Annotated in this window: 10 protein-coding genes; 4 read left to right on the plus strand and 6 right to left on the minus strand. The window is 38.5% G+C overall.

Annotated elements, in window-relative coordinates; genetic code table 11:
• The first annotated feature begins 46 nt into the window (after window positions 1-46).
• Both NLF92_RS00165 and NLF92_RS00170 read left to right on the plus strand, forming a co-directional pair.
• Window positions 47-820: a TatD family hydrolase gene (locus tag NLF92_RS00165; protein ID WP_254097634.1), complete on the plus strand. Its 774-nt coding sequence runs from the start codon at window positions 47-49 to the stop codon at window positions 818-820.
• Between the two features lie 3 nt (window positions 821-823).
• Complete coding sequence (locus tag NLF92_RS00170) at window positions 824-1423, plus strand: hypothetical protein (protein WP_254097636.1); 600 nt, start codon at window positions 824-826, stop codon at window positions 1421-1423.
• A gap of 29 nt (window positions 1424-1452) precedes the next feature.
• On the opposite strand, the gene NLF92_RS00175 is transcribed toward NLF92_RS00170, so the two are convergent.
• The 5 genes from NLF92_RS00175 to NLF92_RS00195 form a co-directional block, all read right to left on the minus strand.
• Window positions 1453-1974, minus strand: coding sequence for a hypothetical protein (locus tag NLF92_RS00175; protein ID WP_254097638.1), 522 nt, complete (start codon window positions 1972-1974; stop codon window positions 1453-1455).
• Window positions 1975-2105: 131 nt separating this feature from the next.
• Window positions 2106-3407 carry an anti-phage deoxyguanosine triphosphatase gene (locus NLF92_RS00180; RefSeq protein ID WP_254097640.1) on the minus strand — a complete coding sequence of 434 codons (1302 nt, stop codon included), beginning with the start codon at window positions 3405-3407 and terminating at the stop codon, window positions 2106-2108.
• A gap of 147 nt (window positions 3408-3554) precedes the next feature.
• The gene (locus NLF92_RS00185) at window positions 3555-6071 is read right to left on the minus strand and encodes a chemotaxis protein CheB (protein WP_254097642.1); all 2517 of its coding nucleotides are present in this window, start codon (window positions 6069-6071) and stop codon (window positions 3555-3557) included.
• A gap of 95 nt (window positions 6072-6166) precedes the next feature.
• Entirely contained in the window at window positions 6167-8107 is a 1941-nt protein-coding gene (locus NLF92_RS00190) for an ATP-binding protein (protein WP_254097644.1), read from the minus strand.
• Between the two features lie 198 nt (window positions 8108-8305).
• Window positions 8306-9523, minus strand: coding sequence for a pyridoxal phosphate-dependent aminotransferase (locus NLF92_RS00195; protein WP_254097646.1), 1218 nt, complete (start codon window positions 9521-9523; stop codon window positions 8306-8308).
• 285 nt (window positions 9524-9808) lie between these two features.
• On the opposite strand from NLF92_RS00195, the gene NLF92_RS00200 reads away from it, so the two are divergent.
• Window positions 9809-10339: a TMEM222 family protein gene (locus NLF92_RS00200; protein ID WP_254097648.1), complete on the plus strand. Its 531-nt coding sequence runs from the start codon at window positions 9809-9811 to the stop codon at window positions 10337-10339.
• A gap of 73 nt (window positions 10340-10412) precedes the next feature.
• Window positions 10413-11207, plus strand: a complete 795-nt coding sequence (locus tag NLF92_RS00205; protein ID WP_254097650.1) for a DUF2189 domain-containing protein — start codon at window positions 10413-10415, stop codon at window positions 11205-11207.
• Window positions 11208-11284: 77 nt separating this feature from the next.
• On the opposite strand, the gene NLF92_RS00210 is transcribed toward NLF92_RS00205, so the two are convergent.
• Window positions 11285-12913: a tetratricopeptide repeat protein gene (locus tag NLF92_RS00210; RefSeq protein ID WP_254097652.1), complete on the minus strand. Its 1629-nt coding sequence runs from the start codon at window positions 12911-12913 to the stop codon at window positions 11285-11287.
• Between the last annotated feature and the right edge of the window lie 133 nt (window positions 12914-13046).

Below are 13046 nucleotides of genomic sequence, written 5' to 3' on the forward strand. Positions count from 1 at the left end.
TGTATACCGATATAACTGTTTAATTTATTTCCAAGAGTACTTGTATATGTTCGTAGATTCTCATTGCCATTTAGACAAGTTGACCGATGATGCGGTTGAGTTAGCTCAAAAAATTGATTTTGCTGCAACTCGTGGTGTTGAGCATATGCTGTGTGTAGCAATAAACGTAAAAGACTATCCGCAGATGCTAAGTAGAGTTGAACATTTTACGAATGTCTCGGTTAGCTGTGGAGTACATCCTTGTTATGATGAGGATATGACCGACTATGACACACTGTTAGAATATGGCAGTAGTGATAAAGTCGTCGCAATTGGCGAGACGGGCTTAGATTACTATCACTCTCAAGAAACGATAGGGGTACAAAAACAGAGTTTTATCGATCATATTAATGTAGCAGCCGAACTTGATAAACCGCTAATTATCCATACACGCAATGCTAGAGAAGACACTATTAATATTCTTAAAGAGCATGGTAAAGCTAACACTATTGGTGTGTTACATTGTTTTACTGAATCTCTAGAAATGGCAGAACAAGCATTAGAGCTTGGCTTTTATATTTCGATTTCTGGCATTGTGACGTTTAAAACCGCGACTGAATTACAAGCAGTCGCTAAAGCTATTCCGTTGGATCGCTTACTCATTGAAACAGATTCACCATGGCTCGCTCCAGTTCCTTATAGAGGAAAACCTAATCAGCCAGGTTATGTAGTTGAAGTAGGGGAATTTATTGCAGAACTTCGTGGGATCTCTACGGCTGAATTAGCGAAAGCGACGACGGAAAATTTTTATCGCCTATTTAAACACGTCAAGCGAGCCTAAGCTGTGAGTTTTATATTCCCTGAATGGCGACAACGCTTGGCCAGAAGCTTACATGTTTCTAGAAGTAAACCAGAAAGTAAATACATCCAGATAGCAACCCATGCTCCTGTATTAGGAGTACAAAATAGAACGGTCGTGTTTAGGGGCTTTGTCGAAGACTCACATGTTTTACAATGCATCACAGAAAAAGACTCGGATAAATATCGTGCTTTACAATATGCACAAGAGTCAGAGATCTGTTGGTATTTCCCAAAGACAAGAGAACAATACCGTTTGAGCGTTCACACTCAGCTTGTTGGTAGTACCGATAATGAGGCAGGGTTAAGACAGCAAATGTGGCAAAACTTGTCTGTTGCGTCTAAACAATCCTTCATAGACAATCAAAAATTAGATTTGGCACAAAGTTGTGGCCCCCGTCATACAGAAGTTGGAACAGATTCACCAACTGAAGAGGTCTGTCCACATGAGCAGGTGCCGGAAAACTTTATTTTAATATTGTGTTCAGTATACGCAGTTGATTATTTAATTCTGTCTGAGCCTCATCAACGCTTTAAATCCTTTTGCGAAATGAATGAGTGGGTTGAAGAGAGTGCCAAGCCCTAACACGATATATTTGTATTTTCACCCATGAGTTATTGTAACCAAGGGCCACTTATAACATTTCTGTGATATCCCTGCTCAACATTGAGTAATATAACCGATACATTGTTGTTTTTAGCTAACTCGACCAATTCTTCTTTTTGCGCAACAGTAAATTCATGGTTTTCAATAAACAACTCTTTGAGCTGTGCCGCACATAACAATTTTTTGCAGTAATCCATCACCATGGACTGTGGTGGTTTTTGAATTCTAATTGCATGGGTTTGGTCGCTAAATGTCAAACTATCACTGAGTAAATAACGCCATTTCTTTATCGATTCGACACGTGTTTTTAACGCATTAAGACTTTTGGAATAGTTAGGCGTCTGCTGGAGTGACCAAGTGTGGCTAGTTAGATCAGCAGTTAATGTCTTTGTGGTGCGAAGACTAGCTGTACTTGTTGTACTCGTATTATGACTTGGTAGTTGATATAGGGCGACTTGTGACGTTCTATATCCTGCTACATTATTTGTAGTAGCTCTTGTGGTTTTTGTGCTTGCTGTGGTTGTGTTCATATTGACCTCTCATATCAAAAAACAACTTATTACCATTAACTGTATAAATAAACAGTATCTGCAATATAGTACTGTATATTTGAACAGTCAATAGTAATCTAAGCTTTTTTTCTTAGGTCATAGTGCAGTATTTAACTACTTAAAAATAAATCACGATGCATACGGCTGGCATATTCGTCTGTCATACCGGCGATATAATCAGCTATTATCCTTTTTTCTAAGCCAATATCTTGTGCATTCTCCCACCTTCTTCGCGTATTAGGTGGTAATAAGCGTTGTGGGTCACTATTAAAGGCTTTGTAGAGTTCTATGACGATCTGTTGACCTTTGTAGCGCAAGATTTGCACTTCTGTGTTTTGTATGACATGTCGATGGACAAAGTTCTTAAAGAGTAATAATTCACGCATATCATCGGCAGGTAACACAGCTTGATAATCTAGCAAATTCGTTTTGAACTTTTCTTGTTTATGAATTTCAATGGCTGTAATAAAGTTATTCACAATCGCACCAATTGCATTTTTTCTGCGGTAACTTTCTTCGGTAAATAACTCTATTGCAAGAGAATGAATACGTTGGGAAAGTTTCGTCGCGTTGTGCTCTTGGATAGGCTTTACGATTTCTCGTTGGAAGCTTGCAAATGTTACCTTATTCAAGACAATGGCATCTTCTAAGTCATGCACGCCATAAGCAATATCATCTGCAAGCTCCATCACAGAGCAATCAAAGCTTTTAAACAATGTTTTATGATGTTTATTGTCTTGACTAACATAAGACATAAAAAGTTCTTTGTCACCTGGATCTACAGCAGAGAGTAACCATTCAAAAACAGTATTATCACAGTCATAGAGGCCTTTAGGCGGAACGTAATCATGTGTTCGGACATCTTTTGTATTGTGCGCTGTACATTCGGGATAGCCTGTATTTAAGGTATTGATAAAGTTTGGATATTTAATTAAACCTAGTAATGTACGTCGACTGAGGTTCATGCCGTTTTGCTGAGTATAGGGTTCGAGCTGAGTCACAATTCTAAACGTCTGGGCATTTCCTTCGTATCCACCATCATTACGCATCACATAGTTTAAAGCAATTTCACCACCATGCCCAAAAGGAGGATGCCCAATATCATGCGCTAAACAAATCGTTTCGATGAGATGGCCATCAATGCCTAAAATGGATTCAGCAGGTTGTGGATACTTTTGTGCGAGTTGTTCTGTAATGCCAGAACCTACTTGAGCGGCTTCTAGTGAGTGTGTTAATCGAGTACGATAAAAATCACTCATACCGATCCCGTGGATCTGTGTTTTCGCTTGAAGACGACGAAACGCAGCTGAATGAAGGACTCTAGCTTTGTCACGTTGTGCCGCACTGCGATGATCGCCATCTCGGATGTTATTGCGCGGTTGGTAACGTTGATCCCAAATTTGGTGTGACATGAAACATATTCCCTAACTAAAAAAATTTAGTCATGCATCTTAAAAGATATCGATACATGTAAAACTATTTATAATTCCCAAAAAAAAAGGTAACAATGAGTTACCTTTTGATTATATTACTAAAATCCATATCTATCTACAGACTTACTATTTGACTTCTCTCATCGAGACAACGACACCGTTATTGTTTTTACCAATGGTATACGGGCTGATAGAAATTTCAATTTGTAAACTGTCTTTCGTTTCCAATACTTTATGGATAGGACCAGCCCCTTCATTAACTTGCTTAATAAGGTCATGAAGGCCATCAAAATCAAACTTCAACGACAGATCCATAAATGGACGGTTCAAATCGAAATCCATAATGTTAAGGAAGTTAGTTAATGGTCTTGTGTAACGACGAATACGCAATTCAGAATCCAAGAACAGAACAGCGAGTTCTGTTGCTGTTAAGAGGTTTTCTAAATCGTTATTCGTCTCTGTTAACTCGACGATTTTTTGTTGATATTCGCTGTTTACGGTATACAACTCTTCATTAACTGACTGAAGTTCTTCGTTCGTCGATTGTAGTTCTTCGTTAGCAGCCATCAGTTCTTCGTTACTAGACTGTAATTCTTCACTCGTCGTATCTAGGTCTTCAAGTGCTTCGCGGTACATGCGCTGACATTCTACTAATGAAGAATCCAATTCAAGGATACGTTGTTCAGTTTGTTCTTCCGGAGTATAAACCACGTCAGCAGAGACGCGACTTGTATGATTTTCTTCGACAAAACTGATAGCGATATATTTTTCAACTTCGTCGTCTTCTGTGAATGTAAAACAATTCAAACCGTATGAAGTAATCTTACCGTTATCATCGGTCTCAGTCGCCACACTTTCCATCAATACGCCTTTGTCTTCACGTATTACTTGATGTGCAGCTGAAAGTACATGAGACGTCAGTTCAGGTATTAGAATGTCAGCAACGTCTTTAGTCACTTCACCTGGTTTTAATTTCGTGGTGAAGTAAGACGTATCTCCGTAGCTGTAAACTAACTCTAACTTTGTATCAATAATGAACGTAGGGGGGATATAACGATCTTGTAGAGACTTTATACCTACTAGCCGGTTACGTGGTTTAATAGTACGTTTATTAATACGCTCTATATACTGTGGAATAGTTTTTGGCTCATAGCCACCACGGCGGATCCCTTGAGTGGTAATGGATGATACCGGGATACGTAAATCTTGGGTTTTTTGGTAAATCCGAAGTTTTGAATCAATGGTGTGGAAATAGTTTGAAAAGTTTCCTGGTGATTCAGCACTACCCAGAACCATATAACCGTTCTTTTTCAAGGCAAAATGGAAAAAGGCAAGGGCCTTTTGCTGAGCAGGTGTTTGTAAATAAATTAGCGTGTTACGACAACTTACTAAATCCATATTAGAAAACGGTGGATCTTGAATTACGTTGTGTGTCGCCAAAACGACTAAAGAACGCAGCTCTTTCGTCACTTGGTAATTACCATCAGAAAGTGTGTGGAAATAATTGCTGAGATATTTACTAGGGACTTCATTTGAGATCCCGGTAGGATAGACACCGATAGCAGCATAAGCAACTGCAGTTTGGTCGATATCACTAGCAAAAACCTTAATTTGACGTTCTAAGCCGAGCTCTTTGATGGTGCTGTCAAATAGCATCGCGATGGTATAAGCTTCTTCACCAGTAGAACAACCAGTACACCAAACACGAATAGGATCTTTAGGGGTAGATTCCAGGACAAGCGGTTTCACCACTTCTTCTTTAACTTTGTCCCACAGTTCTTTATCGCGGAAGAACTGCGTCACACCAATCAATAAATCTTGTTTAACGAGTTCAATTTCTTTTTCATTTTCTTGCAGGTATTCCCAATATTCTTGTAAAGACAGTTTATTGTTAATACTCATTCTGTGTTCAATACGGCGTGAGACAGTCGATTCTTTGTATGCCTTAAAATCCAAGTCAGTTTGCTTTTGGATAAGCTTTAATATCTGCTCTAATAAACCTGTATTTTGCGATAAGTGGAATTTGAACTTATCAGTCGTCGTAGCCGTTAACGGATGCGAGATAAAGTTTTTAATGTACTTTGGCATATCCGCAACTTTTAGGACAAAATCTACGGAGCCTGTATTAATTGCATTTTGTGGCATCCCGTTAAATTGTGATTCTTCAGGATCTTGAGCAATAACCATAGCGCCTGCTTCTTTCATTGCCTGAATACTACGACAACCATCTGAGCCCGTACCTGATAAGATAATTCCCACCGCTTTATTTTGCGAGTCTTCTGCAAGCGTTCTAAAGAATTCATTGATAGGGAGGTTGATACGATTATCTGGTGGTAATTCTGACAAATAAATCTTGCCGTCAGTCACTCTCATTAATTTACCAGCAGGAATGAGATACACCGTGTTTGCGACTAAGGTTTCACCTTCAGTTGCTTGATGAGTTGGCATGTTTGTATGTTTTTTGAGTAACTCATCCATCATACTCTTGAAATCAGGAGATAAATGTTGAACCACAACGTAGGCACAACCTAGTTCATCAGGTAAGGCATCAAACAAACTTTCCAAAGCTTCTAAACCGCCTGCTGATGCACCTATAGCCACTATGTGGGATGGGGTGTGTTCCGCGTTGTTACTTTCTATCATGTAAAAATTCCATTCGTATCGTATGGTTATTAGGTTAATTTAATCGGATAGTTACCCATTAAATTGACTAAAAAATAGCTTAATTATGAATAACTCTAAGCATGTATATCTACTTCGTCAAGGCAATAATTAGCTAATTTTTCAAATAAGATATGTTTGTTCAAAGGTTTGGTTAAGACCTCATCGAAACCATCAACTAACATTGCTTTATTATTCTCTGCTAGAACATCAGCAGTTAAGGCAAATATAGGAAGCAGCTTGTTGATTTTGCGTAACTTTCTACAAGTGTCACGGCCATTAAGTAATGGCATATGCAAATCTAATATGATGACATCAAAATTAGTAGTACTAATGTATTCGTCTAAGGCCTGTTGTCCATCAGAAACAATGATTAAATCAGCATGAGTCTCAGCTAACATCAAAGCCAACATCTTTTGATTTGAGAGGGTATCTTCAGCCACCAATATACGTTTGCCGCTCAAGTCAGGCGTTTTTACAAACGTTATGTTGTCTTGAACCAACGTTTTTGTATTGATTCTCATTGGCACGGTAAAGGTAAATGTGGAGCCTTTACCGACGTTGCTAGCTACAGTTAATTCGGCTGACATTAATGCCGCAAGTGACGAACAGATAGCTAAACCCAGACCAGTGCCACCAAAGGTACGAGTAGTTGAATCATCCGCTTGTTTGAAAGGTTGAAAAATACTTTCTTGTTTACTTTTTGGAATACCGATACCGGTATCACTGATTGCTAGGGAGACCATGTTATCGTCTCCAGACAAGCTAACAGTGACTTGACCCTCTAGGGTAAATTTAATGGCATTGGATAATAAGTTGTTGAGGACTTGGTTAAAACGAATAGGGTCACCCAACCGTTTTGCGACAAAATCATCAGGAATATCTACATTCAACGCGACGCTTGGCTCTAAATTTAATCTGAATTTATCTACAGCGCTGTAGATAAGATCTGCGATATTGAGGTCGATATTCTCAATAGCCATTTCATGTGCGTCAATTTTAGAGAGGTCAAGAATGTCGTTCAATAAGCTGAGCAGATCAGAGGAAGACTCATACGCCATTTCTACTAGGTTATGACTGTCCTCATCAAGCTGAAAGCTTTGCAGTATTTGTAAAGCTCCCATCATGGTATTTAGCGGAGTGCGAATTTCATGACTCATATTTGCTAAAAAACGCTTTTGCGTTTCGCTAGCATCTTGGGCTTTAATCATGTTTTGTTGAGCAATCGTTGCTTGGTTGACAATTTGTTGCTGAATCAACTCACTTTCAGTGGTATCCACGCAAGTACCCAAAATACGAATATTCCGATTACTTTCATCAATATAAAATTTCGCATTTACCTTAATGTAAGATATTCTCCCTAAAGCAGAAAGAATACGACAGGTAACAAAGATTGAGTTACTTTCAGCGAGGCCTTTACTACCTCGGTTAAAATGATCTATAAACGTATCTCGATCATCAGGGTGAATTAAGCTTAACCAGTTGCGAAATGACGTGATTTCATTATGTGATACAACGTCGAAAATAGCGAACATAGAATCATCCCAATACAAGCTATCTGCTTGTACATCATAATCCCAAGTCCCGGTGCCAGATGCTTGTAAAGCAAGCAGCAATCGTTCACGGAAGAAGTCGTTTTCTATTTTTTGGTTGTGTTGAACGGTGATATCCTGAATACGACCATAGCGTTTAATAATTTGGTTATCGATAAAGTCAGCATGTAAACTTAGTTGTATAGTTTTGGGTTTACCCAGAGCGGTACGTATATCCAAGATAATGTCAGAGCTTTTCTGAATACTCTCTAAATACTCAATGTGGGTGAGGAGTTTTTCTAAACTCGCGGGTAGATAAAAACCTGATTGAGACTCTAGACTAGGTGTATATAAATCAGGTTCGCACTCAAATATTGCAAAGACATTGGGTGACCATTGCATAGATTCACTCTCATAATCATACTCCCAAAGACCAGATAGGGTGCTTTGTTCAAGTAAATTACTATATTTAGTGTACAAGTCCATTAAGTATGTCCTAGCTGAGAATGAAGTTTATATGAGCAATATGAAAGTGTTTCATTAAGGATATACAATTGTCAGGTCTAGTTGTGGAAAAATAATTTCCAAACGCACTTTAACTTTAGTATAAGGTTTTTAAATCACAAACAAAATCAATCCTTTAAAAGGAAAAATAAAGTTATGGTTGTGAGCTTTTAATCCAAATTATATTTGTCTATATGATGCGAAAAAATTACCAATGCGTTCTATAGCAGGCGTCAGAACATCCGCATGTGGTAAAAATACTAAACGAAAATAACAACCATCGGTCAGATTAAAGGCACTACCATGAACTAATAAAATTTTCTCTTGTTCTAATAAGTCAAAAATCATGCGTTCGTCACTGGTAATACTGAATTTTTCAGCATCTACCTTAGCAAAACAATACATGGCGCCTTGCGGCACCACACAATCAATGCCATCAATGGCATTGAGCCCTTTGCTAGCTGCGTCTCTTTGGATTTTTAAGCGACCAGTATCATGTAATAGATCATTGATACTTTGATAACCACCTAATGCTGTTTGAATAGCATGTTGGCAAGGGACATTGGCACACATACGCATTGAACAAAGCATATTTAATGCATTGATATAGCCACTAGCACTGCGTTTGTTGCCTGAAACGACCAACCAACCGGCTCTGAAGCCCGCCACTCGATAGTTTTTTGATAAGCCTGACATCGTTACAATAAATAAATCATCGCAAAGTGAGGCGATACAGGTGTGTTCGGCCGCATCATATAAAATTTTGTCGTAAATTTCGTCTGAATATATGACTAACTCATGTTCTCGCGCTACCTTGATGATCTCTAGCAACAATTCTTTAGAATACACTGCACCGGTAGGATTATTAGGATTAATCAACACAATAGCTTTAGTTTGCGGTGTGATCTTACTTCTAATGTCGTTTATGTCTGGGAACCATCCCGCCTTTTCATCGCAACGATAATGTACGGGGGTACCAGAAGATAAACTGACAGCAGCGGTCCACAACGGATAATCTGGCGCAGGTAATAGGACTTCATCACCCGTGTTGAGTAAAGCTTGCATCGCCATCATGATCATTTCACTGACGCCATTCCCGATGAATACGTCTTGGGTCGCAATACCTTTGATATTTTTTTGTTGATAATACTGCATGACCGCAACTTTTGCGGCATATATTCCGGTGGCTTCTGAGTAACCTTGCGCAGAAGGAAGGTTGTATATGACATCTTTTAAAATATCGTCAGGGGCTTCGAAACCAAAAGGAGCAGGATTGCCGATATTTAGCTTCAATATCCTTTGTCCTTCTTCTTCCATTAAACGCGCTTTTTCGTGAATAGGGCCACGAATGTCATAGCACACATTTTCTAGTTTGTTTGATTTGCCGATTGAAAACATAAATAAAAGATAAAAAATTTTCGATGTTCTTAGAATACCTTAGATTCGTTGATTTCACTAGATGATATTCCTGATATCCACAAAGAGATTAGTCTTATTATTTTGTGCATATGGACGTTTTGCGTCTAAGCTGAAAAGTAAGTCACTCACTATCGTGCTTTTATGCTTGGTAAAACTATGTGAACTAACAAACCGGGCTTGGGTCTAGTTTATATGGGGCAATGATTTTGACTAAATATATTCGCACATAGCCCATACAAGATGAGTAATGCAAAGGAATAAACCATGGCTATACCTCTACTTTTAGCTTCTGCGGTATTAGGTACATTAGTATATGAGCATACCGAACAAGTGTTGTATAAAAAAGCTGGAGTGTTAAAACCACCCGTTGGCAATATTATTGATAAAGACTTTAAGCCGATCAACGGTACTGTTGTGTGTTGTGGTATTTATGAAAAATTGACGCATACGGGAATATGGTTAAATGGTGGTATCGTCGAACTAGCGGGTAGTGGATTGATTCGCACAGTATCACCACAGCGGTTCTTGTCTGAGCGGTCAGGGCAGGTCATTTATGGTTTAGGCGATGCCAATAAAGCGCCACTTGCATCCGCAGATGTCGCAAAAAGGGCATCTGTACGTTTATTTTCTTATGAAGAATATCATGTCATCACCAACAATTGTCACCAATTCGTTGCTCGTTGTTTCCCGTCGGACATGGATAAAAAAATTACCTTATTTAATGAACTTAATCTTTTATTAGTGGATTTTTATCAACAACCCCTTTACTTTTATCCTTTTGTTAATAAAATGTAAATGAGTTCGGTTTATTATGATCGGTGGTGTCATATAAAACGTATCTAAATTGCTACCTAAATAGGATATTAATATGACGAAACAATTCGAAGAAACACCAGATTCAGTGATTGAAAAAAGTGGTATATCTCGGGTGATCCCCTGTCGAGAAATAGAGTTAAGCGATCCCATTAAATGGTTATCATTGGGGGTTCAAGATTTTCGTGCAGCGCCTATGTTGTCCATTTTTTATGGTTTGTTATTCGCGTTGATCCCTTGGACTATTACGTACTTAGTTGCCATGACGGGATGGCATATTGTTATTATGCCAGCATTGGTCTGCTTTATGTTGTTAGGGCCTTTCCTAGCTGCCGGTTTATACGATGTGAGTTGGGAATTGGAAAAAGGACATTCACCAAGTATTTGGCATTCTCTAAAAGCGTTAAAAAGAAATGCAGTCAATGAGTGGGCGTTTGGCCTAATGCTAATGTTAATTATGATATTTTGGTTACGCGTAGCGTCTCTGTTACACGCTCTGTACCCCGCTTATCTAGATCCTTCTCTCTCAAATATTTTACCATTTTTATTGGTTGGTACAGGAGTTGGTGCGCTATTTACTGGGCTGGTTTTCTTACTAACGGCCTTTACACAGCCAATATTAATGGAGCGCCAAGTGGATTTGGCTACAGCGGTTCTAACCAGTATTAATGCGGTATGGCTTAACAAAGTACCGATGTTGGTTTGGTCAGCCATTATCTTTACCAGTGTTGCCATTGGTTTCGTTACAGGTTTCATTGGCTTTATTGTTCTTATGCCATTAATTGGCTATGCGTCCTGGCATGCTTATATTGACTGTATCGAAACCAAGCGACAAAGAAATTACATTTAAATACTTAGCAAAGCATTGATTCCAAAAATGTACCTATCCCAATAGGTACACTCACCTAAAAAAGCATCATACCTCAACTATGATGCTTTTTTAGTGGTGCCCTGTGATGTAGTAGTTGAATGTGCTTTTTGTAACAAACCAGTGAGTCTTTTTTGATGTTCTGGATGTAACTGCATCGTCTGTAATTTCTCCAACAGTTCAGCGTATTTCAGTTCTTTATAATTATCCTGTTTACACTGATACAAGCAAGTCGCTAAGTTAATAGCAAAGGCAGAGGTCGTAGGGTAGAGCACTAATGCCTTGTGAAAATAAAACATCGCTTGCTCAAACTTATTCGCGATATACAACTCTGTTCCACGTTTATTTGCTTGAGCTGCCCTAGCTTGTTTGTCCACTAATTTTGTTTCTTGTTGTTGCACGATATCAATAGAAATTACATTTTCTATAGGGGAGTCGATATTGCTGATTTTTTGTTCCGATAAACGCAGGAGTTCGATAGCTTTTTGTTCTTGACCTATCGCTTTATTGGCATTCATAGCTGCTTGTAAGGTCGGAATATTCGCTCGATCAAAGTTCTGCATCCACTCTTGCCCAAGCAGCTTCTCAACTTGTATGATATTTCCTTCTAAGATAAAAGCCGCAGACATTAAACAGTCTCTTTTTTGTTTACTCACGGGATCTTTTTGATATTTACCAGCACTATTAATTAAAGATTTGGCTTGTTCAATATTAAAATCTTTGTCAACGACGGTATTTTTTTCTATTTGCATCAAATAACAATGCGCCATTTCATAGGTCAATTCATTAAACTCATCCGTCAACATATTATTGGATTTTCGTTTTTGATCGAGCAGATGAATAGCATCTTCAATTTTGTTTTGTAAGCACAACAGGTGAGATTTTAATTTCGTTGCTTGAAAGGATAAATCAGCAATTTTGATATGAGATAAATGATTCTGGGCAGAGTCGTACTCATGTTCTGCGTATGCCACACAAGCTAACCATTCATATGCTTTGTCTCTTGTGACATTGGCTTTGAGCAGGGTATGTAAAATACCTTTACAGCTTTCCCAATCTCCTGCCATAAATTGACTTTTAATCAAGCCCCATCTCGCCCATAAAGTTTGCGGACTTTTCTCCAGAATCGTTTGATAAATACTGGCCGCTTGGCTGTAAGACTGAATTTTTAGGAGTAATTTTGCTTCTAAGCGCGCTAGGTTCGTTTTGTGTTCAGGATGGCTTAATTGTAATTTACGTAAACCCACTAACACCGCTGGGATATTTCCTTCATCTAACGCTGATAGGTAAGGGAGTAGTAGGTTTCTAAATGTCAGATAGTCATTAATATTCCCCAAGAATGATTTCATTGTGTATGGACGAATGAGAACCACATCTGGATTTGCATCAATGATCTGACTAATCGCTAAGGATGAGGTATCAGCACTGATAAGACAAATACCTACAGAAGGATTGAGCAAGTGGTTGAGTGATAATTCTTGGCACCATTGGGCACCATTTTTACCGCCGGAAAACTCATAAGCTGATATAATCAAATGGAAATCTGTTTTAAAACATTCCTCTTTAAATAGAGCCATGCTTGAAAAACTTGAGATTTGTAGGTTCGGGATTTGTAGCATATGAGATCGAATTGTACTGCGCGAATTTGCGTCTTCTTCGATGATGGCAACATTAAGGGAATCTTTCACGTGAACTTCCTCCGTTCGTTACAATCATTGTAGATAACAAAACACGGGTGTGATGTCATATTAAGTATGCAAAAGTATAACTATGTATAAAATTTCGTAGTACTTGTATAGCCAATTACTCATGCCAAGGAGG

The sequence above is a fragment of the Opacimonas viscosa genome (genome assembly GCF_024199005.1).
Lineage (GTDB): Bacteria > Pseudomonadota > Gammaproteobacteria > Enterobacterales > Alteromonadaceae > Opacimonas > Opacimonas viscosa.

Coding starts and splice junctions, on each gene's coding strand:
- NLF92_RS00180 (WP_254097640.1), bottom strand. CDS start 3,407: ATGTCACACCAAATTTGGGATCAACGTTACCAACCGCGCAATAACATC.
- NLF92_RS00190 (WP_254097644.1), bottom strand. CDS start 8,107: ATGGACTTGTACACTAAATATAGTAATTTACTTGAACAAAGCACCCTA.
- NLF92_RS00205 (WP_254097650.1), top strand. CDS start 10,413: ATGACGAAACAATTCGAAGAAACACCAGATTCAGTGATTGAAAAAAGT.
- NLF92_RS00195 (WP_254097646.1), bottom strand. CDS start 9,523: ATGTTTTCAATCGGCAAATCAAACAAACTAGAAAATGTGTGCTATGAC.
- NLF92_RS00200 (WP_254097648.1), top strand. CDS start 9,809: ATGGCTATACCTCTACTTTTAGCTTCTGCGGTATTAGGTACATTAGTA.
- NLF92_RS00175 (WP_254097638.1), bottom strand. CDS start 1,974: ATGAACACAACCACAGCAAGCACAAAAACCACAAGAGCTACTACAAAT.
- NLF92_RS00185 (WP_254097642.1), bottom strand. CDS start 6,071: ATGATAGAAAGTAACAACGCGGAACACACCCCATCCCACATAGTGGCT.
- NLF92_RS00165 (WP_254097634.1), top strand. CDS start 47: ATGTTCGTAGATTCTCATTGCCATTTAGACAAGTTGACCGATGATGCG.